The sequence below is a fragment of the Brenneria izadpanahii genome (assembly GCF_017569925.1).
Taxonomy (GTDB): domain Bacteria; phylum Pseudomonadota; class Gammaproteobacteria; order Enterobacterales; family Enterobacteriaceae; genus Brenneria; species Brenneria izadpanahii.
The window spans coordinates 4,928,631-4,949,064 of record NZ_CP050854.1 but is presented as its reverse complement, the minus strand read 5'-3'; the positions used below and the strand labels follow the sequence as shown (position 1 = coordinate 4,949,064).

Genomic DNA, 20,434 nt, shown 5'->3' with positions numbered 1-20,434 from the left:
TGCGAAAAACTATTGGTAGATAAAACCGGAAACCACCCAGGCCAGCAGTACGGTCGGCGCGCCGGTAAGAAAGCGTCCCACCAGTACCGAAGGCACCCCTACGCGCACGGTGTCCTGCTTCGCTTCCGCCAGCGACAGGCCGACGGGAATGAAATCGCAGGAAGCCTGGGCGTTGATGGCGAACAGCGCGGGCAGCGCCAGTGCGGGCGGGATATTCCCCTGTCCAATCTGTACGCCGACCAATACGCCGATAACCTGCGCGATCACCGCGCCCGGCCCAAGAAATGGGGAGAGCAGGGGGAATGAGCAGATCAGCGCCAGCGTGATCAGTCCGATCGGGCTGTTTGCCAACGGCGTCAGGCTGTGCGCGATCACATCGCCTAATCCCGACGCCATAATGATGCCGATGAGCGCCGAGACGAACGCCATGAACGGCAGGATGGTTTTCAGTACGGTATCAATGGTTTCCCGCCCGGCCTGGAAAAACACGGCGACAATCGATCCCATGCCCATACCGATTTTGGCCAGCAGACCATCACTCTGTTCGGTGATTTTCTTGCTGCCGTCGTAGTCCCGGACAAGACTTGGGGAGGCCGAACCGCCCTCTGTTTGCTCTGTCGGAGAAGACGATGTTGCGGATGCGGCCGAGGAATCTTCCACCCGTTGAATGTTTTTTTCACGGACGCCGGAGACATAGATGTCTTCCAGAATGAACTGCGCCAGCGGACCTGATTTGCCGGTTGAATGAATATTCACCGTCGGGATCCGGCGTTTGGGATAAATACCGCAGCGCAGCGTGCCGCCGCAGTCGATAACGGCGACGCCGATCTCTTCCGCCGGCGGCTCGCCGTCTTTAAAGCCGTCAACGGCCGGCCAGCCGGTCAATTCGCTTAGACGATCGACGATGGCCGGACGCGTTCCCGCGGTGATATAGACAATTTTTTTACCCGGCACGGCTTCAATCAGCAACGGGCCGCCCCAGCCGCTTTCGCCTTTTTCGATACGAATTACGTTATTCATGATGGTGTTCCCCGTTAAAGCTGAACCTGACGGTCGAGCTGGATGCTCATTTTGCGTTCAAATAGCGTGGTGGTCAGGTCCGTGATCCAGCCGCGGAAAAAGTTGCTCACCATACCGACCAGCAGGTAGCTCACCGCCAGCGGGCCCAGCGGCAGGCCGAGCGTGGTCAGGCCGTTGGCGATGCCGAGGTAGACGAACAGCTCCCCAGGGTTGATGTGGGGAAACAGCCCGTTCATTGAGTGACAACTATAAGAGGCGGCGGCGTAGTAGCTGGGCTTGTACTTCTCCGGCATAAAGCGGCCCAGGCTTAACGTCATTGGGTTGCAAAAGACGAATGTGCCGATAACCGGCAACAACAAATAACGGGAGATCGGGTTGCCCGCACAGCGCTGGGCCAGACGTTCGATCCGTTCCTGACCGACAAACACGATCAGCGCATTCATAATAACGAGCAGGCTTATCAGCAAAGGCAGTATGCCGGTAACCATACCGACAAAAACTTCCCCCCCTTTCTGAAACAGGCCGATGAACCACTCAGCCCCATGGGTGATGACGTCTATCATTATGTTCTCCTGTTTCCTCTGGTTTGCTTCCGACGATGGTTGTTTTATTGGAGTGGGGTAAAAATATATCTAAATGTGTTTTTTAAACTTTAATTCGATCACATTTTGAAAGTTATTTTGTTCATTTTGAAAGTTTAGTGAGAAATGGCTGATTTATGGGGCCAGTGGCTATGGCACCAGATGTGTGCTGTCGTCGCGGCGGAAATACGGGAATATTTGTGCTGAAAATGAATAATTTTTATTTATATTAGGTTGTTATATGATTTTTATGGCTGTTTAACCATTTTTCATAGCAACGGTTAGTTGGCGGGAATAGCGTGATTTGATAAGGAAAAGAGAAAATTCTTTGGCTGGGTAATCCGGTAGCGGACTAGATTCTTTCATAATAAAAGATTTGTCTCCGCCGGGATCGGTCGGTTTCCTTTCTCCCTCGGTGATACCGAAGCTGACTGCGGTCGTCATATCTTTAATCAACTTGTATCCTAACGGCTGCAAGGCGCGTTGGTAAAAGCGCCGACTACGGTCAATATCCGTAACCGGAATACTCAGGTGATCCAGCATCTCTTTTCCCTCCGGAGGTCAGTGACGCCCGTTTTCCGCCGTTAACCAAAAATGGCCGAGCGGACGATAAAAGGATTCCACATCGCAATATCATATGGCAACGGGTTTGTGCTGGTTAAAGGGATTGAAAGAGGGCGCGGAATCGCACGCGCATGGCTGTGTGGCGTAGCCCATATAAACAAAAAACGCCTGCCGTTTCCGACAAGCGCCTTTTAAATCAACCAGATACGGTGGTGAATCAGTTCATGCCGTATTTTTTCAGTTTCTTACGCAGAGTACCGCGGTTGATACCCATCATCAGTGCGGCGCGGGTTTGGTTGCCGCGGGTGTATTGCATCACCATGTCTAACAGTGGTTGTTCAACTTCAGCCAATACCAGCTCATACAGGTCACTTACGTCCTGACCATTCAATTGGGCAAAATAGTTCTTCAGTGCCTGTTTAACCGAGTCACGCAGGGGTTTTTGGGTTACCTGTGCCTGAGAGTTTACAGTGGAAACGGTCAGTACGTCAGAATTCACGCGTTGTTCGAACATAGTTCTGTCAGCTCTTTTTCTGTTTACGCAAGATTTTCAAAGTATGCCTCCAACGCCTCCAGCTGCTTGCTGGCATCCTCAATGGCGTTGAATGTGCGCCTAAACTGGTCGTTTGGGGCGTTTTCCTGGAGATACCAGGATACGTGCTTACGAGCTATACGAAATCCCTTGCCTGGACCATAAAAGTCGTGCAATTCCCGTATATGCTTGATCAACAAGCGCTTTACCTCTGCCAACGGCATTGGCGGCAGCAACTCCCCTGTGTCCAGATAATGCTGGATTTCCCGAAAGATCCAGGGTCTTCCCTGAGCGGCTCGTCCTATCATCAGGGCATCTGCCCCGGTGTAATCAAGAACCGCTCTGGCTTTATGCGGGTCAGTAATGTCGCCATTCGCAATAATGGGAATGGAAACGGCCTGCTTAACTGTCCGAATACTGTCGTATTCCGCCGAACCATTGAACAGGCACGCACGAGTGCGTCCGTGAACGGTCAGAGCCTGAATACCACAGTCTTCAGCCAATTTGGCAATCTCTACACAGTTACGGTGCTCTGGCGCCCAGCCGGTACGGATTTTTAGTGTTACCGGTACGTCTACCGCTTTCACTACCGCCGAGAGGATTTGTTTTACCAAATCCGGATACTGCAATAATGCAGATCCTGCCATCTTGCGGTTCACCTTCTTTGCCGGGCATCCCATGTTGATGTCGATGATCTGCGCGCCGAAATCGGTGTTGACCTTCGCGGCGACGGCCATTTCATCCGGATCGCTGCCGGCAATCTGCACGGCTCTGATCCCTGGTTCATCGCTATGCACCATGCGCAAGCGTGACTTGTCCGAACGCCAAACCTCCGGATTGGAAATCAGCATTTCGGACACGGCCATTCCAGCGCCCATCGAATGACAGAGTGCTCTGAATGGGCGATCGCTGATACCAGCCATCGGGGCGGCTATCAAGCGATTAGGTAGCTGAAATTGTCCAATGCGCATAGACAAAGAGTGACCATACTGTGTCTGCAAGGGCGCGTATATTACGCATTTTTTACGTGATATGAAAGGCCAAACTTTGACCAATTAGCCTAAGGCGATCAAAGAAAACGCGTTTCATTCTGCTGGGTGAAAATATTATCTATATTTAACAATAAGTTTTGGCTATTTATGAGTTTTTTTTGTGCAAAAAAATATTCCCGTCGCATCGTAGTTTATCTGTAATTTGCTGTGATCCAAGCAGGAGTGACAGCGATATTTGGTATTCGCAGGGGAATACGTCGTCAATAAACAAAGAACAGCGATAAATTTTTGCACCATAACACGGCAAGCGATGGGCTCCCGGCATAAGTTAGCCGAGAGCCGCGGGCAAAAGCAGCAGGGTTAGTTAACAATAACCCGGCCATTTAACGGTTGGATGGGGCGATTGTTGGCGTGATGGATGGCCGCGGTGAATTTGGCTATCTGGGCCGCCGAAATCGTAGCCGGTTTATCCAACACCAGCCAGCGGACGCCCTCTGAGCAAGGCGGAGTGGTAAGCGAGCCGCTAAAGCGGTAGTAGCTCCGTTGCGCCGTTGCCGGGATCAGCGCGCCGACGTTCAATGGCGCGGTTAATAATTCCGGCTTATTGAGCGTTGACGGCATTTGCCGCCAGGCTTTTTCCAGTTCTTTGTTGGCTTCACCCTGTTCAAACATCAGCGCCATTACCGTTAGCGCTCCATCCTGGTCTTTGTAGACGAAATGCGCTTCTAACGGAAAGGTTTTACCGTCGATTTCGTTCTCGCTGGGAGAGTGGAAATGGAATTGCTGGAGGGTAAAGGTATCGTTATCTATCGTCAGCGTATTGCCCGCGCCGACTTCCACCTCAATGGTGTGGCCATTATTGACGATATGCTGCGGACCGGTCTGATAAGCGAGTTTTAAGCCTTCATGGACGGTTTTCAGCGCGCCGTGGATATCAATGGGGGATTGATTCTTACCGTTCTCGCACAGGGAGAAATCCGGGGAGAGCTCGCCCCAGTGCGCAGGCGCTTCCTGTCCTTCATAGCTCCAGTGGGCGTGTTCGGAAGCCTGCAATGAGAAGCAGGCGGTGAAAGCCAGGGCGGCCAGTAGTTTATACTTCATTAGATAATCCATTTAAAACAATATGATGATTCACTTCATCGGTTTACATAACTGATGATAGTCAGACGAGTTATCGAGGATACACCTACATTTTAAATGGTTAAGGCATTGGTAGGAAAATCGGCCAGAAACGGATAATTCCGATCGGTTTGAACAATGAAACCTAGACGCGGGGATGATGGTGGAAGGCTTTGTCGACGCGCAGAGATAGCCTGATGACGATTTCTGCGCGTTTTTAAACCTTACTTACGAATGCCGGTGATCCGGCACCATTCTTCTTTTTCCGCCACCGGATCAAGCTGGAATTTGTCCTGATAGGCTTCGGCCACGTTGGCGGCCTGGGTGGCCAGAACGCCCGATAAACCAAGATGGGCGCCGGTTTTCGGCAGTTCACTGATTAACGGCGCCAGCTCACGCAGCGGGCCGGCCAGGATATTGGCGACCACCACGTCGGCGGAGAAGGCGAGATCGGCAGGCTGATCCTTTGGCAGATAGAGCTCCAGACGGTCGGAAACGCCGTTTCTCTGCGCGTTGTCGCGGCTGGCCTGGATGGCCTGCGGGTCGATATCGATGCCGATAGCGCGGGCCGCGCCCAGCTTGAGCGCGGCGATGGCCAAGATGCCGGAGCCGCAGCCGAAGTCGATGATGGTTTTACCCTGTAGCTCCAGCCCGTCTAGCCATTGCAGGCACAGCGCGGTGGTGGGGTGGGTTCCGGTGCCGAAGGCCAGGCCGGGATCGAGCATGACGTTCACCGCCGCCGGATCGGGCACGTTGCGCCAGCTCGGGCAGATCCAAAGCCGCTCGCCGAAGCGCATGGGGTGGAAGTTATCCATCCATTCGCGCTCCCAGTCCTTATCTTCCAACTGCTCGATTTTATGTTTGAATCCGGCGCCCAGCAGGGGTTCCTGCTCCAGCGCGGCAATAACCCCGGCCATTTCGGTTTCCGCGTCGTATAAGCCGATGACGTCGGTATCGCCCCACAGACGGGTTTCGCCCGGCAGCGGTTCGAACACGGGGGTGTCATGCGTATCCTGAAACGTAACGGACACGGCGCCGCTCTCGATCAGAACGTCTCCCAGTTGTTCGGCATGGCTGCCGGAGGTGTTTATTTTCAGTTGAATCCACGGCATAGCAGTCTCTAATACATTTTAAAGTGAAGTAGGGGCGGTAATCGGTTCTGGTACGCGATGTCCGAACCGGTTACCGATAATAAACGCCAGCAGGCTTAACGTCAGCGCCGGTACGATGGGATGAAAGCCCGCCACATGAATATTGAAACCGGCCAGCGCCGTATAACAACCGGCGCCGCCGAACATGGCGCATAAGGCGCCCGTCGCGTTGGCGCGCTCCCAATACAGGCCGAGCACCAGCGGCCAGAGGAATACGGCTTCCAGTCCGCCGAAGGCCAGCAGATTTAGCCAGATAATCATCTCTGGCGGACGCCAGGAGGCCAGCAATACCAATAACCCCAGCAGCAGGGTAGTCATGCTGGAAAGGCGCTTAATATGCCTTTCATTACGTATTTGCTGCGGGCGAACGCTGAGGTAAAGATCCTTTATAATTGTGGCGGAAGCCTGGAGCAGATGCGCGTTAATATTGGACATGATAGCCGCCATCGGCGCGGCGAGGAATATCCCGGCCACTAACGGCGGCAGAACGGACACCATCAGCGCCGGCAACACCTGATCCGGAATGGTCAGATCCGGCATAATCGCCCGGCCCAACGCGCCGGACAGATGCATGCCGAGCATCAGAATGCCGATTACGATGGTGCCGATAATGATGCCGCGGTGCAGCGCCTGGCTGTTGCGGTAGGAGATACAGCGCACGGCGGTGTTCGGCAGGCCGATAACCCCGAAGCACACCAGCACCCAGAAAGAGGCCATAAACGGCATCGACAGGATGTGGCCGCTGCCCTGAGGCGTCACCAAAGCCGGATCGATCGACTGGAGTTTATCCACCGCGCTGTGCAAACCGCCCGCGGCGTGGAGCACCCCCACTAATAGTATTATCGTGCCTAACAGCATCACCATGCCTTGCATGGCATCGTTCAATACGCTGGCGCGGAAGCCGCCGAACGCCGTGTACAGCGCAATGGTCACGCCGAAAATCAGCAGGCCGATATCGTAGGGAATATTGGCGGCGGTCTCCAGCAGACGCGCGCCGCCGATAAATTGCACCGCCATGGCGCCGATAAACGCCACCAGCAGGCTGAGGCTGGCGAACCACACCAGCAACCGGCTGCCGTAGCGGGCGTACAGCATATCGTTAAGCGTAATGGCGTTATAACGTCTGGCTAAAATCGCGAACTTTTTGCCCAGGATGCCCAGCGACAGCAGCATGGTGGGAAGCTGAATCATGGAGAGCAACACCCATCCCAGGCCGTATTTATAGGCCGCGCCGGGACCGCCGATGAATGAACTGGCGCTCACATAGGTGCCGATCAGGGTCATCGCCAGAACGAAGCCACCCATCGAACGTCCGCCGAGGAAATACTCGTTAAGAAAGTTACCCGCCTGGCGGCGGCGATAGGCGTACACCGACAAACCGAAAACCAATAACAGATATCCCAGCAGCGGCAGCAGCACTTCATTTTGCATCGTCATTCTCCAGAGAGATATCATGGAAGATGAAGCGAACCATCAACCAGCACAGCAGAGCGAAGACAAGCGGCAGCAATAGACAGGCCATTTCAAACCAGTGGGGGAGACCGGTAATGCCCTGCTCGTTGTCAGGCAGGTAGGCCGCCAGAATCCAGGCGAACAGGTACGCCAGCGTCAGGAAAAAAGCCCAGCGGGCTTCCCGGTGCGCCTGCATGAAACGTGTATCCATTTTTTTATCCATCGTATAGCGGATCATTCGTATTGGTATGACAAAACCGGGAATTTTACGGCATGTGAGCTAATTGCCTAGTAATAATTGGCCCGGAAAGCCAAAAGTATCGCTGAGGCCGGCGCCCGCCTTCCTGAAAAAGCCGTCTTGCCGCTTACCCCGTTTTGAAGAAGCGCGGCGGCATATTCTGTTTTTTTAGGCGGGGCGTGCGAGAGTGGATTTTGTCCGCCGTAGAAAACGCGTTTCCGTCATTTTTTATCATCAGGAATAAGTCTAATTGAGGAAAACGTGATACCGGCGGTTGAACATGGTTCGCAGCGGGTGATAATTCACGCCGCAGTATAAAAAAACACATAACGATAATTATCCGACTCTGGTGACATTATGGGAATCAGCAGGCGTACATTTTTGTCGTATTTGGCTGCATTTTCGTCTTTGCCTCTTCTTCCTCCCGTTTTCGCGCAGCCTTCCGATCGGATCGCCGGACGTTTCGGCCAGCTTCCCGCGCCCCATGAAATCCGGCGCGTTATCAGCGCCGGGCCGCCGGCGGACATGCTGCTATTGGCTCTCGCGCCTGAAAAACTTCTGGGGCTGTCGTCTTTTGATCTGTCCGGGGATACGGGAAGCCTGTTTACCGATGCGGTGCGACGGTTGCCGCGTTTGGGGCGTCTTTCAGGGCGCGGTAGTACGCTGTCGTTGGAAACGCTGCTCTCGCTGGATCCGGACATCATCATTGATTGCGGCGATGTCGATGAGACTTACCTCTCGCTGGCGCAACGGGTGGCGGAACAGACTGGCGTACCTTACGTGCTGGTGGACGGCGGGCTTCAGGACACGCCTTCCCAGCTCCGACAAGTAGGACGGCTGCTGGATGTGGACGCGCGGGCGGAGCGGCAGGCGCAGTTTGCCGAGCGGATTTTGCGCCATGCGTCCGATTACCGGGCCGGCCGCTATGCTGAGAAGCCGCGTTTTTATTTCGCCCGCGGCGCAATGGGGTTGGAAACGGGGCTGCGCGGCTCGATCCACACGGAGGCCGTAGAGCTGCTGGGGCTTGAAAACGTCGCCGCGGCAGGCGGATTGAGTACGCTGACGCAGGTGTCGATGGAGCAAATTCTGAGTTGGAACCCTGAGGTCGTCATTACGCAGGATATTCAGAGTTACCGGCAGATTACTCGTTCAGACCTCTGGCGCGGCGTTCAGGCGGTTATGCAACGGCGCGTTATCTTGATGCCCTGGAAACCGTTTGGCTGGCTGGATTCGCCGCCGGGCGTTAATCGATTACTGGGGCTGCGCCGTTTGCAAGGCTATTTTGATCGTGGCGCGACACGGCATATTGCGGAGGATATTCGGGAGTTTTTCCGTCTGTTTTATCATACCGAGCTGAATGACATGCTGCTTGAGCAACTATTGGAGCCTGCATGAGCACCCGCAATGTCGTTTTGCTGCTGGGCGTTTTGCTTATCAGCGGCGTGCTGTTGGCATTGCTGGTGGGAAAATATGCCCTTTCATTACGCGAAGTTATCCAGATTGTTACCTCAACGTGGGGAGCTACGCCGATCGATCCCCGTAAGGCGACGGTTTTCTGGAATATTCGTTTGCCGCGTCTGCTGGCGGCGCTCCTTATTGGCGCGGGACTCGCGGCGGCAGGGGCGGCCTATCAAGGGATGTTCCGTAATCCGCTGGTTTCTCCAGATATTCTTGGGGTCTCCGCCGGTGCGGGAGTCGGCGCTACGGTGGGGATTTTCCTCGGCTTGCCGATCCTGCCGATCCAACTGATGGCATTTGCGGGCGGATTGGGCGCGGTCGCGCTGGTTTGCCTGATCGCGCGGATGGCCCGGCGGCACGATCCCGTATTGGCGCTGGTTTTAGTCGGGCTGGCGATTGGATCGTTGGGCGGCGCCGCGATCTCATTGATCAAGATCCTTGCCGATCCTTATACGCAATTGCCTTCGATTACGTTCTGGCTGTTAGGCGGGCTTTCCGCTATCACCACTCATGATTTGCAAGGCGCGGCGGTGTTGATATTACTGGGTATGACGCCGCTGATATTGCTGCGCTGGCGCATGAACCTGCTCAGCCTGCCTGATGATGAGGCGCGTACGCTTGGGTTGAATATTCCCCGGACCAGGCTGCTGTTTATTCTGTCTGCGACTCTGATTACCGCCAGCGCGGTTTCGATTGCCGGCATTATCGGCTGGGTAGGGCTGGTGGTGCCGCATATCTGCCGTTTGATGGTGGGGGATAATTTCAATCGGCTATTGCCGGTGTCCGTGGCGGCGGGCGCGCTGCTGCTGCTGTTAACCGATACGCTGGCGCGCACTCTTGCCGCCATCGAATTGCCGCTGGGGATTTTGACGTCGTCCATTGGCGCGCCGTTCTTTCTGATGCTGCTGTTGCGAGGGGGGAGATCATGATTGACGCCGGTGTCGCGACGCTCCAAGCGGTTGACGTAGGATATGGCGGCAAGATCGTGAATCGCAATGTCTCGCTGTCATTGCCGCCGGGACGGATTACCTGCCTGCTGGGCGCCAACGGCAGCGGCAAAACCACGTTGATGCGCACGTTATTGGGGCTGATTCCGAGGCTTTCCGGACAAATATGGATAGCGGAGAAACCGATAATGAGCTGGTCCGCCCTGGAATTGGCCAGGGTGGCGGCCTATGTTCCTCAGGCTCATCATTCGCCATTTTCGTTTCGCGTATTGGATATGGTGCTGATGGGATGCCATGCCCGGTTGTCGCTGTTTTCCGTACCGGGGAAACGGGAAATATCTCTGGCCGAAGAGGCGTTGTCCCAACTCGGCATTTTATCCCTTAGTCAACGCCCGTATGCCACGCTGAGCGGCGGAGAGCGGCAACTGGTGCTGATTGCCCGCGCGCTGGCTCAGCAGCCCACGCTGCTGGTGATGGACGAGCCTGCGGCGAGTCTGGACTTCGGCAACCAGATTAAGCTGCTGGCGCATATTAAACGGCTGAAAGAATTGGGCATGACGATATTGATGTCGACGCATCATCCCCAGCATGCGATGGCCGTGGCGGAAAGCGTCGTGCTGTTGTACCCCTCCGCGGGCGCGCAACAGGGCTTGCCCGAAGCCATGCTGACGCCCGCTCGGCTGGCGGAGCTTTATGGCGTGGACGAAAGCGACATTCACGCGCATTTCCGAACCTGACGGCATTTATTTGGGGGAAAAGAACATGATTATTGATGAGATTGATTTTTCCGCGCTCTATCGGGCGCATCTGGCGCGTGCCGCCAGGACGGCCAAAACGCCGGAACATTGGGATAAACGCGCGCAAAAGATAGCGGAAAACTGCGCCGCGCCGCGCGATCCGTATCTGGAGCAGTTCGCCGCCAAAATGGATTTCTCCGGCGCGCAAACCTTACTGGACGTCGGCTGCGGACCGGGTTCCGTGTGTTTGAATGTTGCCGCGCACTTCGAACAGGTTTACGGCATCGATTACAGCGAGGGCATGTTGGATGTCGCGCGGCGGCGGGCGGCCGCCATGGGCGTAACCCATGCAACGTTTATCCATTGCGCCTGGGAAGATGACTGGTCGGGGCTGCCGGAGTGCGATATCGCCGTCGCGTCGCGTTCCACGCTGGTGATGGATTTGGAACAGGCGCTTTACAAGCTGAATCAGCAGGCCCGTATGCGGGTATATACCACGCATACGGTGTCTCCCACTTTTGTCGATCCCCGGATCCTGTCGGCCATCGGGCGAACCTCCGCCTCTCTGCCAAATTACATTTATGCGGTGAATATCCTCTATCGGATGGGGATCCACGCCAAGGTAGATTTTATCCGCGGGCCAAATTGCCAGGGACAGATCGAAACGTTCGAACGCTTTGCCCAGGGCGTCGCCTGGTCGTTGGGGGGATTAAGCGAGAGTGAAATGCTGAGTCTGAAAGACTATTACAACCAGCACCGGCATGATGACCTGCCGTTTGTGTCGCCAACGCGGGACTGGGCGTTTGTGTTTTGGGATACCGTGGCGTTGAGACGGCCGTTCGCGTCGTCCTGATACCCAAATCGTAATGCTCCTTTTCCGGCCGGTTGCCTTATCGGAAACGCGTAAATCGCTATCAATATGTAGAAAAAACATAGCGATATATTCTAAAGGGGAAATGTGATGCAAATACAAAAACTAAGCTGGATGTTATCCCTCGGTTTGTTACCCCTCGGTTTGTTACCCCTCTCACCCGCGCCGGCCGCCGCTGAAACGGAGACCGACGACTCGCGGGATACAGATGTAATGACCGTCTGGAGCAGCCCGGTCGCAGCGACCAATGATGTCGTCACCCAGAAACAGATTGAGCAGTTGAATCGTCGTAATGTGGCGGAGACATTGAACGTGGTGCCGGGCGTGACCTTGCAGAAATCGGGAAGCCGCAGTGAACAGCAGGTGAAAGTGCGTGGTTTTGACAGCCGGCAGGTTCCGGTATTTCTTGATGGCGTCCCGATTTATGTGCCCTATGACGGTAATCTGGATCTGGGGCGCGTTCAGGCTTCCGACCTGGCGGCGGTGGAGGTTTCCAAAGGGTACGCCTCGTTGTTGCAGGGGCCGAATCAAATGGGGGGCGCAATTAACCTCACCACGCTACGGCCGAAAAAGGAGCTGGAAGCGAGCGTTCGTATGAGCCAGGGCTGGGCGCGCGGCCGGGACAACGCCTACAACATGGACATGTCGCTGGGAGGGAAAAGCGATTTGGGCTTTTTCCAGGTAAGCGGCGGCCGTCAGAAGCAGCGTTTCGCCGGGTTGCCTCACGGCGTGGATAATCCGGCGGCGGGCAGCGAAGGTAAGCGGATGAATTCCGGCAACGATGATAAACGCGGTATGGTCAAAGTCGGTTTTACTCCGCGGGAATCGGACGAATATGTTTTCACTTACATTAAGCTGGATGGCGAAAAAAATACCCCGCCTTATGCCGGAAACTCGCCGGCGCAGACGGCGCGTTACTGGCAATGGCCTGAATATGACAAAACAAGCTATTACTATCAGGGAACGACGCGGTTAACCGACGGGGTGACGCTGAAAAGCCGCCTCTATCACGATGAGTTTGAAAATACGTTGCTGATGTACAGAACGCTGGAGGATTTTAAGAGCGGAAACGGTAGTTACAGCCGTTATGCGGATTTCAGTAATGGCGCCGGGTTGCAGTTGGGAATCGATATGCGCGAGGCGGATTTGCTGTCGTTCGCTCTGCACTGGAAAGACGATGTGCACCGTGAAAAAGGGGAGCGGAACGCACCCTATGATCGCTATAAAGATCGCACCTGGTCGATGGCAAGCGAATACCAGTGGAGCGCGCTCGATAAATTGGACGTGGTGTTTGGCGCCAGTTACGACTGGCGAGATAGCAAGCAGGGCATGAAGCATGAAACCGATGGTTCGATAACAACCTATGAGCAAAATAAGCAGCATGCCTTTAACTGGCAAATGATGACGAAATACCGCTTCGATAATCAGGACGAATTGCAGTTTTCGCTATCCGAGCGCAGCCGATTTCCAACGCTGAAGGAACGCTATACGACATCGAAACCCGCGAGCAATCAGGACGCGCTGGTAAACCCTGATCTGAAGGCCGAACGTGCGCGCAATGTTGAGCTGAATTATCGTGGCGCTCTTGCCGACGGCTGGGGCTTTGATGCCGGCGTGTACTATAACCGGGTATCGGATGCGATTTTGTCGCATAACATCGCGCCGACCCTGATTCAGAATCGCAACAGCGGCCGGGTGGATTACTATGGTCTGGACGTGGGCATTCATGGCGACATCGAACATTGGTTATCGGTCGGGATAAATTACGGCTTGATCCACAGCGATGTTAAGCGCCGGGAAATCGGCAATATCGTGGATTTGCCAAAGCATAAGGTTTTCGCCTGGGCTACCGTAACGCCGGTCGAGTCGTTCAGTATCACCGTGATGGAAGAGGCGCGTAGCTGGGGATTCAATAATTCGGACAATAACGATAAAACGCGCGGATTCGCCGTCACCAGCGTTCGGTTGGATTACGACCTGGGGCGCGGAGTCAGCGTTAACGCATCAATCAATAATTTGTTTGATAAGGCATACGCCTATCAGGAAGGGTATGTCGAAGAGGGCCGCAACTACTGGCTGGGGATCGCCTATCGCTATTAATCGCCGCGGCGCGAATTCATCGCGGCGAGATCGGGAAACGCGGGGCGAGGCGGCGTAAGCGTTAACCTCATCCCCGTGTTTTCCCTTGGCTTTCAGCGATATGCCGCTTTACTGCAAACCGAGTTTCTTCTCCAGATAGTGGATATTGGTTCCGCCTTTCTGGAAGTTTTCGTCGTTCATGATCTTCATCTGAAGTTCGACGTTGGTTTTGATGCCGTCGATGATCAGTTCAGCCAATGCATTTTTCATGCGGGCAATCGCCACTTCGCGGGTTTCGCCATAGGCGATCAATTTCCCGATCATGGAATCGTAATACGGCGGTACGGTGTACCCGGCGTAGATATGCGATTCCCAACGCACGCCGAAACCGCCCGGCGCGTGGAAGCGGGTGATTTTACCTGGGCTCGGCAGGAAGGTATTCGGATCTTCGGCGTTGATACGGCATTCTACCGCGTGGCCGCGAACGTGAATGTCTTCCTGCTTGATGGACAGCGGCTGACCGTCGGCAATGCGTAATTGCTCCTTGATCAAATCCACGCCGGTAATCATTTCGGTAACCGGGTGTTCCACCTGAATACGGGTGTTCATTTCAATGAAGTAGAACTCGCCGTTTTCGTACAGGAATTCGAAGGTGCCGGCACCGCGATAGTTGATGTCGAGACAGGCTTTTGCGCAGCGCTCGCCGATAAATTTGCGCTGTTCGCCGGTGATGCCCGGAGCGGGGGCTTCTTCCACCACTTTCTGGTGACGGCGCTGCATAGAGCAGTCGCGCTCGGCCAGATAGATGGCGTTGCCCTGGCCGTCCGCCAATACCTGAATTTCCACGTGACGCGGATTTTCCAGATATTTTTCCATATAAACCATGTCGTTGTTGAACGCCGCTTTGGCTTCCGCACGGGTCATATTGATGGACTGTTCCAGCTCTTTATCGCTGCGTACGACGCGCATACCGCGACCGCCGCCGCCGCCGGAGGCCTTAATGATCACCGGATAGCCGATACGTTTGGCGAAGGCGCGGTTTTTTTCCATATCGCCGTCCAGCGGGCCGTCGGAGCCGGGAACGCAAGGCACGCCGGCTTTTTTCATGGCATTGATGGCGGAGACTTTGTCGCCCATCAGGCGAATGGTTTCGGCGCGCGGGCCAATGAAAATAAAGCCGGAACGCTCGACTTGCTCGGCAAAGTCAGCGTTTTCCGACAAAAAACCATAGCCGGGGTGAATAGCGGCGGAGCCGGTGATTTCCGCGGCGGAGATGATCGCCGGGATATTCAGATAGCTTTTGGTGGACGGCGCCGGACCGATACACACGGTTTCATCCGCCAGCAGTACGTGTTTCAGATCGCGATCCGCGCTGGAGTGAACGGCGACGGTTTTGATGCCCAGCTCTTTGCAGGCACGCAAAATACGCAGCGCAATCTCTCCGCGGTTAGCGATAACGATTTTATCTAGCATGGTAAGCCCCGTTATTCGATGACAACCAGCGGCTCGTCAAATTCAACCGGTTGACCGTTGTCGAGCAGAATCGCTTTGACGACGCCCGCTTTGTCAGCTTCGATTTGGTTCATCATTTTCATGGCTTCAACAATGCACAGCGTATCGCCGACATTGACCTGCTGGCCTACTTCAATAAACGCTTTGGCATCAGGGCTCGGGGTGCGGTAGAAAGTCCCAACCATTGGAGAGCGAACGATGTGACCACTGATGGCTGCCGGCGCCGCGGCGGTTTCCGCCACGGCGGGCGCGGATACAGGCGCAACAGCGGAGGATAACGCCGGCTGTTGTTGCGCCGGCACGTAGGCCTGCTGCATCACGGGATAGCTTGGCGCTGCCGGGGCACGACTGATACGTACTGATTCTTCACCTTCGGAAATTTCCAGTTCGGCGATGCCGGATTCTTCAACCAGTTCGATCAGTTTTTTGATTTTACGAATATCCATTGATGTGGTTCCGTACTCTTCTGTTTAATTGGAGGTAGACAGGCGTTTTACCGCCGTCTGTAACGCATAGTTATAACCATCTGCCCCTAAGCCGCAGATCACGCCCACCGCGACATCAGACAGATAGGAATGATGGCGGAAAGGCTCACGTGCATGCACGTTGGACAAATGAATTTCGATAAACGGGATGGCGACCGCCAGCAAAGCGTCGCGCAGCGCGACGCTGGTGTGGGTAAATGCCGCCGGATTAATCAAAATAAAATCCGTATTTCCCCTGGCCTGATGGATTCTGTCAATCAGAATATGCTCCGCATTGGATTGCAGATGAGAAAGCTGCACGTCCAACGCCTGAGCCTGTGTTTCCAGATTGCTAACAATTTCCGCCAGCGTTGTCTTGCCGTATTTATCTGGCTCACGGGTTCCCAGCAGATTAAGGTTCGGGCCATTTAAAAGCAAAATGTGAAACTTTCCTGCCATTGTGCCGCTATCTCCCGCGATTGATCCAGATTGCAAAAAACAATGTCGCACAAAATAGCGCGAAGCTATTCGTTTGTCACCTTTCAGATGCAAATTGCCCGATGCTGAAAACAAAGTCGAGCATTATAACCATTTCGTCGCAATTCGCAGCTAAATACTGGTCTTATCTGCGGAGATATTCAACCGGCGTCCCGCCGGGAGCCGCGCCCGCCTGTTCAACGTGACGATGATTTATCGCCACCATTGGCGGAATTTTTTATAACGTAATAGTAACAAGACCAGCGCCAGCAGTGCATAGAGAATGGGTTGAGGTGAGATTATTTTGACTGACCAAAGATAGTGTATCGGTGCGAGAATTGCGACCAGATAGATAAAGTTATGCAGTTTTTGCCAGCGGGATCCCAACTTGCGCATCACGATGCGGGGGGAGGTGAGCGCTAACGCCAGCAGAATCAGCCAACTGGCGATCCCCAGCGTTAAATACGGCCGGGCGAGCAATTCTTCCCCCAGTAAGGCCAGATGGTTCAGCCCCAGTTCAAACAGCGCGTAACTCGCCAGATGCAGCGTCGCCCAGGCGAAACACCATAGCCCGATCAGGCGTCGGCAGCGAATAAGCAGCGGCTGCCCGCCGTAACGCGCCAGCGGCGCGATCAGCAGCGTGGCAAGCAATAATTTCAGCGCCATTCGACCGGTGAAATGCTGGATATCTTTTGCCGGATCGGCGCTTAGCCATCCTTGATCGACCGCCAGGATCAGCCACGGCAGCGGTAAAAAGGCCGCCAGATGGAGTATGATTTTCAGCCGCTTCAGGTGTTGTGGTGTTAGCCGCATTCAGGTTTTATCCAACTGTTATTATCCGCATTAATCAGAAGTTTTCCCGCAGGTTCAAACCCCGATACAACGAGGCGACCTGCTCGGCGTAACCGTTGAACAACAGCGTCGGCTGCCGTTGTACATCCAGAATACCGCCGGCGCCGATTACGCGCTCCGTCGCCTGCGACCAGCGGGGATGGTCTACGTGCGGATTTACATTGGCGTAAAAACCATATTCATCGGGAGCCGCCAAATTCCAGGTCGACGGCGGGCGCTCGCGGGTGAAGCGGATCTGCACGATGGATTTGATGTTCTTAAAGCCGTATTTCCACGGCGCCATCAGCCTGATTGGCGCGCCGTTCTGCGGCGGCAGCGTTTTGCCGTACAGGCCGACGGTCAGAAGCGAAAGGGGGTGCATAGCTTCATCAAGCCGCAGCCCCTCAACATAAGGATAGTTAAGCCCGCCGCCCATAAAGCCGCTCTTCTGCCCCGGCATCTGCTCAGGATCGAAGAGCGTTTGAAAGGCGATATAGCGGGCATTGCCGGTGGGTTCGGCAAACTTGATTAGCTTCGCCAGCTCGAATCCGATCCAGGGCACGACCATCGACCAGGCCTCCACGCAGCGAAAACGGTAAATCCTCTCCTCCAGCGGGAAACGCTTAAGCAGGTCATCGATATCCAGCGTGATGGGCTTTGCCACCTCGCCGTCAATCCGTATTTCCCAGCCTGCCGTTTTCAATCCGCCGGCATTGGCCGCCGGATCGGCCTTATCCATCCCGAATTCGTAAAAATTGTTGTAACCGGCGACCTTATCTTCCGGCGTGAGCGGCGTCTTTAGCCGCCAGTCCGCCGGCTGCGTGAACGACAGCGGTTTGCCCGGCGGGGCTTTGGGACGATTGCCGCCTGTAAACCAGGCAAGCAAATCCGCCTGCGCCGATAGCGGCAACGACAGGGTCGCGGCCGTGACGCCCAGCGCTTTCAACACGCGGCGACGCTGGTGGAAAATGGCCTCCGGCGTGACGTCCGCCTCTGTCAGCTTGCGATTTTTAGCCATAAGTATTCTGCCCGCAGGGTAGGTTAGGGGTGGCGCTCTACCTATTTATAGATGAATCGGGAGGGAAACCGCGATTGATGGAGAGAAATAGTTTTTTGCAGGGTGTAACAAGACTATCTGTCAGAATAACGCGCTAACGCCTGAAAGCGGTCACCGCGGCTTATCGTTATCTTGCCTTTGGGCGTTGAATCGTATCAAGTTCACGGATTTGGGGTGCATTATTCCATTTCGCTATTCGGGAAGCTGAGGGTGCATGTATGCTCTCTTGCGGCAGAATAAAAAGGTACTTAACTATTTAGCGGCTATATTTGTACAGGTAGTATACAGACTGATAAAAGACAGCAGAGCCGCAGAAACAACATTTATCAGGAGTAGAACGCAGGGATGGGATTTACGACCAAATTCACCATGCGCATGACGCTGTTGACGGTGTTAGCCATGGCCTTAATGCTTGTCAGCAGCGTTTTTAGTCTCTTCTACTATAGTCAGCAACGGGCGACTCAACAGTTGAGCGAGATGGCGTCCAGTATTGATCGGGCGCTTTCGGCGCAATCGCCCGAAAATATCCAATACTGGCTGCCGACGATAATGAAAACCGCGGGCGTTGTCGCGTTGGAGATCCGGAATGCGGACGCCGTGCTGTATTCGGTACGCCTGTCCGATGCGGATCGCTATCGGTCTTTTCTGTACCACGAGACCGACCTCCCGCTGACGCACCATGCGGATATCGTGGTGGTATCGACTTTCCTCAACCCGCTGATCGGGGCGCCGAATTTTCTGATGTTTCCGCTGTTGGTGGCATTGGCTATCTGTCTGTCGATGCTGGCGCTGCATCTGTTTATTCGCTGGCTGCATCGTGAAACGGCCGGGCAGAAAGAGCTTGAGGCGCGGGCCAGGCGAATTCTGAACGGGGAGCGGGAGGAGGTGATGCGCGGATCCGCGCGCGAGTGGCCGATGAACGCCAGCGGCGCTATCGATCAACTGCTGGCTGACCTGCTCGAAGCCCGGGAAGAGCGCGGCCGGGTCGATACCCTGATTCGTGCCTTTGCGGCTCAGGATGCGGAAACCGGGCTGAGTAATCGTCTGTTTTTTGACAACCAGCTGGCGACGCAGTTGGAAGATATTGAAAACGTCGGTACGCACGGCGTTGTGATGATGATTCGTCTGCCCGATTTTGAAACCTTGCAGGAAACGCATGGCTACGGCGGCGAGATTCAGGAATATAGCTTTACGCTGGTGAATTTGCTGTCGACGTTTGTGATGCGCTATCCGTCGGCGCTTCTGGCGCGTTATTTCAACAGCGATTTCACGGTGTTATTACCGCACCGCACCTTGAAAGAGGCGGACAATATTGCGGCGCAATTGGTCAAAGCCATTGATATCCTGCCCGTCACGCCGTTGATCGATCGTGAGGATATGCTGCATATCGGCATTTGCGCCTATCGCAGCGGGCAAAGTTCGGAGCAGGTGATGGAAAGCGTGGAAGACGCCACGCGCAACGCGGTGCTGCAAGGCGGCAACGGCTGGTGTGTCTTTGACCGCCAGGTGCCGGATAAAGGCCGCGGCAGCGTGAAATGGCGCACGCTGCTGGAACAGACATTGGCCCGAGGGGGGCCGCGGTTGTATCAGAAACCGGCGGTGACGAAGGAAGGCGTGCTCCATCATCGTGAAATGATGAGCCGCATCTATGACGGTACGCAAGAGCTGCTGGCCGCGGAGTACATGCCGCTGGTGCAGCAATTGGGCCTGACCGTCAGTTATGATCGGCAACTGGTCTCCCGGATCATCGCATTATCGGCCAGTTGGCCTGATGAAACCCTGGCTATTCCGGTTAGTGTGGACTCACTTTTGCAAAAGACGTTTCTGAGCTGGTTACAGGAAATTCTGATGCAATGCCCTAAAAAACAACGACAATGCATTTTATTTGAACTTGCAGAGGCCGACGTCTGTCAATATATCGGCCGTTTGCGTTCGGCGCTGCATCTTATCCAGGGTTTCGGCTGCCGTCTGGCGGTCACTCAGGCGGGATTGACGCTGGTCAGCACGACTTATATAAAGTCGCTGCAGGTGGAAGTGATTAAGCTTCATCCGGGCTTGGTGCGCAGCATTGAGCGACGCCCGGAAAATCAGTTGTTTGTGCAAAGTCTGACGGAAGCCTGCAAGGGCTCGCAGACTAAAGTTTTCGCCGCCGGCGTTCGGACGAAGCAAGAGTGGCGGACGTTATTGGATAAGGGCGTTTACGGCGGACAGGGCGATTTTTTTGCCGCTTCGCTACCGGTAAGCGATGAGTTGAAAAAATATTCACCGCACTATCGTGTTTAGTGTAAAAGTCCAGCGCGAATTGACGTAGAATGAGTCGGCCGTCGATTAAGTTAGTGTGTGCTCACATTA

The 20,434-nt window shown here is 54.8% G+C and carries 20 protein-coding genes; 6 read left to right on the top strand and 14 right to left on the bottom strand.

The genetic code is table 11. From position 1 onward, the window contains the following. Positions 1-9: 9 nt before the first annotated feature. The 9 genes from srlE to HC231_RS22095 all read right to left on the bottom strand — a co-directional run bounded on the left by srlE (position 10) and on the right by HC231_RS22095 (position 7,622). Positions 10-1,020 (bottom strand): PTS glucitol/sorbitol transporter subunit IIB, encoded by a 1,011-nt coding sequence (srlE, locus tag HC231_RS22135; protein ID WP_208228807.1) that lies wholly within the window; start codon positions 1,018-1,020, stop codon positions 10-12. Positions 1,021-1,034: 14 nt separating this feature from the next. Beyond that, complete coding sequence (gene srlA, locus HC231_RS22130; protein ID WP_208228806.1) at positions 1,035-1,583, bottom strand: PTS glucitol/sorbitol transporter subunit IIC; 549 nt, start codon at positions 1,581-1,583, stop codon at positions 1,035-1,037. A gap of 276 nt (positions 1,584-1,859) precedes the next feature. After that, positions 1,860-2,144 (bottom strand): VOC family protein, encoded by a 285-nt coding sequence (locus HC231_RS22125; RefSeq protein WP_208228805.1) that lies wholly within the window; start codon positions 2,142-2,144, stop codon positions 1,860-1,862. A 238-nt stretch (positions 2,145-2,382) separates the two neighbouring features. Continuing rightward, positions 2,383-2,679 (bottom strand): DNA-binding transcriptional regulator Fis, encoded by a 297-nt coding sequence (gene fis / locus HC231_RS22120; RefSeq protein WP_005975342.1) that lies wholly within the window; start codon positions 2,677-2,679, stop codon positions 2,383-2,385. A gap of 23 nt (positions 2,680-2,702) precedes the next feature. Next, on the bottom strand, positions 2,703-3,668 hold the full coding sequence (dusB, locus tag HC231_RS22115) for a tRNA dihydrouridine synthase DusB (RefSeq protein WP_208228804.1): 966 nt from the start codon (positions 3,666-3,668) through the stop codon (positions 2,703-2,705). A 381-nt stretch (positions 3,669-4,049) separates the two neighbouring features. Next, entirely contained in the window at positions 4,050-4,790 is a 741-nt protein-coding gene (locus HC231_RS22110; RefSeq protein ID WP_208228803.1) for a carbonic anhydrase, read from the bottom strand. Positions 4,791-5,032: 242 nt separating this feature from the next. Further along, positions 5,033-5,920 carry a 50S ribosomal protein L11 methyltransferase gene (gene prmA, locus HC231_RS22105; protein WP_208228802.1) on the bottom strand — a complete coding sequence of 296 codons (888 nt, stop codon included), beginning with the start codon at positions 5,918-5,920 and terminating at the stop codon, positions 5,033-5,035. An 18-nt stretch (positions 5,921-5,938) separates the two neighbouring features. Then, positions 5,939-7,390: a sodium/pantothenate symporter gene (panF, locus tag HC231_RS22100; protein ID WP_208228801.1), complete on the bottom strand. Its 1,452-nt coding sequence runs from the start codon at positions 7,388-7,390 to the stop codon at positions 5,939-5,941. Next, positions 7,380-7,622 carry a YhdT family protein gene (locus tag HC231_RS22095; protein WP_208228800.1) on the bottom strand — a complete coding sequence of 81 codons (243 nt, stop codon included), beginning with the start codon at positions 7,620-7,622 and terminating at the stop codon, positions 7,380-7,382. Before HC231_RS22095 ends, panF begins: the two co-directional genes overlap by 11 nt. A gap of 384 nt (positions 7,623-8,006) precedes the next feature. Here HC231_RS22095 and HC231_RS22090 point away from each other — a divergent pair, with 384 nt between their 5' ends. The 5 genes from HC231_RS22090 to HC231_RS22070 all read left to right on the top strand — a co-directional run bounded on the left by HC231_RS22090 (position 8,007) and on the right by HC231_RS22070 (position 13,762). Beyond that, positions 8,007-9,044 (top strand): ABC transporter substrate-binding protein, encoded by a 1,038-nt coding sequence (locus HC231_RS22090; RefSeq protein WP_208228799.1) that lies wholly within the window; start codon positions 8,007-8,009, stop codon positions 9,042-9,044. After that, a complete protein-coding gene (locus HC231_RS22085; protein ID WP_208228798.1) occupies positions 9,041-10,036 on the top strand; it encodes a FecCD family ABC transporter permease in 996 nt (331 codons plus the stop codon). The genes HC231_RS22090 and HC231_RS22085 overlap by 4 nt, the downstream gene beginning before the upstream one ends. Then, positions 10,033-10,791, top strand: coding sequence for an ABC transporter ATP-binding protein (locus tag HC231_RS22080; RefSeq protein WP_208228797.1), 759 nt, complete (start codon positions 10,033-10,035; stop codon positions 10,789-10,791). The genes HC231_RS22085 and HC231_RS22080 overlap by 4 nt, the downstream gene beginning before the upstream one ends. A 25-nt stretch (positions 10,792-10,816) precedes the next feature. After that, positions 10,817-11,644 carry a class I SAM-dependent methyltransferase gene (locus HC231_RS22075; protein WP_208231476.1) on the top strand — a complete coding sequence of 276 codons (828 nt, stop codon included), beginning with the start codon at positions 10,817-10,819 and terminating at the stop codon, positions 11,642-11,644. Between the two features lie 108 nt (positions 11,645-11,752). Next, positions 11,753-13,762 carry a TonB-dependent receptor plug domain-containing protein gene (locus HC231_RS22070; RefSeq protein ID WP_208228796.1) on the top strand — a complete coding sequence of 670 codons (2,010 nt, stop codon included), beginning with the start codon at positions 11,753-11,755 and terminating at the stop codon, positions 13,760-13,762. Between the two features lie 108 nt (positions 13,763-13,870). Here the strand turns inward: HC231_RS22070 and accC are convergent, their stop codons facing one another. The 5 genes from accC to msrP all read right to left on the bottom strand — a co-directional run bounded on the left by accC (position 13,871) and on the right by msrP (position 18,043). Further along, a complete protein-coding gene (accC, locus tag HC231_RS22065) occupies positions 13,871-15,214 on the bottom strand; it encodes an acetyl-CoA carboxylase biotin carboxylase subunit (protein WP_208228795.1) in 1,344 nt (447 codons plus the stop codon). A gap of 11 nt (positions 15,215-15,225) precedes the next feature. Beyond that, positions 15,226-15,699, bottom strand: coding sequence for an acetyl-CoA carboxylase biotin carboxyl carrier protein (gene accB, locus HC231_RS22060; RefSeq protein ID WP_208228794.1), 474 nt, complete (start codon positions 15,697-15,699; stop codon positions 15,226-15,228). Between the two features lie 24 nt (positions 15,700-15,723). Continuing rightward, entirely contained in the window at positions 15,724-16,176 is a 453-nt protein-coding gene (aroQ, locus tag HC231_RS22055) for a type II 3-dehydroquinate dehydratase (RefSeq protein ID WP_208228793.1), read from the bottom strand. A 231-nt stretch (positions 16,177-16,407) separates the two neighbouring features. After that, on the bottom strand, positions 16,408-17,007 hold the full coding sequence (gene msrQ, locus HC231_RS22050) for a protein-methionine-sulfoxide reductase heme-binding subunit MsrQ (protein WP_208228792.1): 600 nt from the start codon (positions 17,005-17,007) through the stop codon (positions 16,408-16,410). A gap of 34 nt (positions 17,008-17,041) precedes the next feature. Then, on the bottom strand, positions 17,042-18,043 hold the full coding sequence (gene msrP, locus HC231_RS22045; protein ID WP_208228791.1) for a protein-methionine-sulfoxide reductase catalytic subunit MsrP: 1,002 nt from the start codon (positions 18,041-18,043) through the stop codon (positions 17,042-17,044). A gap of 384 nt (positions 18,044-18,427) precedes the next feature. On the opposite strand from msrP, the gene csrD reads away from it, so the two are divergent. Continuing rightward, positions 18,428-20,365 carry an RNase E specificity factor CsrD gene (gene csrD, locus HC231_RS22040; protein WP_208228790.1) on the top strand — a complete coding sequence of 646 codons (1,938 nt, stop codon included), beginning with the start codon at positions 18,428-18,430 and terminating at the stop codon, positions 20,363-20,365. Positions 20,366-20,434: the final 69 nt, after the last annotated feature.

What these genes read in the sequence shown, in the direction of transcription:
- srlE (WP_208228807.1), bottom strand. Translation starts at nt 1,020, where the DNA reads ATGAATAACGTAATTCGTATCGAAAAAGGCGAAAGCGGCTGGGGCGGC.
- srlA (WP_208228806.1), bottom strand. Translation starts at nt 1,583, where the DNA reads ATGATAGACGTCATCACCCATGGGGCTGAGTGGTTCATCGGCCTGTTT.
- HC231_RS22125 (WP_208228805.1), bottom strand. Translation starts at nt 2,144, where the DNA reads ATGCTGGATCACCTGAGTATTCCGGTTACGGATATTGACCGTAGTCGG.
- fis (WP_005975342.1), bottom strand. Translation starts at nt 2,679, where the DNA reads ATGTTCGAACAACGCGTGAATTCTGACGTACTGACCGTTTCCACTGTA.
- dusB (WP_208228804.1), bottom strand. Translation starts at nt 3,668, where the DNA reads ATGCGCATTGGACAATTTCAGCTACCTAATCGCTTGATAGCCGCCCCG.
- HC231_RS22110 (WP_208228803.1), bottom strand. Translation starts at nt 4,790, where the DNA reads ATGAAGTATAAACTACTGGCCGCCCTGGCTTTCACCGCCTGCTTCTCA.
- prmA (WP_208228802.1), bottom strand. Translation starts at nt 5,920, where the DNA reads ATGCCGTGGATTCAACTGAAAATAAACACCTCCGGCAGCCATGCCGAA.
- panF (WP_208228801.1), bottom strand. Translation starts at nt 7,390, where the DNA reads ATGCAAAATGAAGTGCTGCTGCCGCTGCTGGGATATCTGTTATTGGTT.
- HC231_RS22095 (WP_208228800.1), bottom strand. Translation starts at nt 7,622, where the DNA reads ATGGATACACGTTTCATGCAGGCGCACCGGGAAGCCCGCTGGGCTTTT.
- HC231_RS22090 (WP_208228799.1), top strand. Translation starts at nt 8,007, where the DNA reads ATGGGAATCAGCAGGCGTACATTTTTGTCGTATTTGGCTGCATTTTCG.
- HC231_RS22085 (WP_208228798.1), top strand. Translation starts at nt 9,041, where the DNA reads ATGAGCACCCGCAATGTCGTTTTGCTGCTGGGCGTTTTGCTTATCAGC.
- HC231_RS22080 (WP_208228797.1), top strand. Translation starts at nt 10,033, where the DNA reads ATGATTGACGCCGGTGTCGCGACGCTCCAAGCGGTTGACGTAGGATAT.
- HC231_RS22075 (WP_208231476.1), top strand. Translation starts at nt 10,817, where the DNA reads ATGATTATTGATGAGATTGATTTTTCCGCGCTCTATCGGGCGCATCTG.
- HC231_RS22070 (WP_208228796.1), top strand. Translation starts at nt 11,753, where the DNA reads ATGCAAATACAAAAACTAAGCTGGATGTTATCCCTCGGTTTGTTACCC.
- accC (WP_208228795.1), bottom strand. Translation starts at nt 15,214, where the DNA reads ATGCTAGATAAAATCGTTATCGCTAACCGCGGAGAGATTGCGCTGCGT.
- accB (WP_208228794.1), bottom strand. Translation starts at nt 15,699, where the DNA reads ATGGATATTCGTAAAATCAAAAAACTGATCGAACTGGTTGAAGAATCC.
- aroQ (WP_208228793.1), bottom strand. Translation starts at nt 16,176, where the DNA reads ATGGCAGGAAAGTTTCACATTTTGCTTTTAAATGGCCCGAACCTTAAT.
- msrQ (WP_208228792.1), bottom strand. Translation starts at nt 17,007, where the DNA reads ATGCGGCTAACACCACAACACCTGAAGCGGCTGAAAATCATACTCCAT.
- msrP (WP_208228791.1), bottom strand. Translation starts at nt 18,043, where the DNA reads ATGGCTAAAAATCGCAAGCTGACAGAGGCGGACGTCACGCCGGAGGCC.
- csrD (WP_208228790.1), top strand. Translation starts at nt 18,428, where the DNA reads ATGGGATTTACGACCAAATTCACCATGCGCATGACGCTGTTGACGGTG.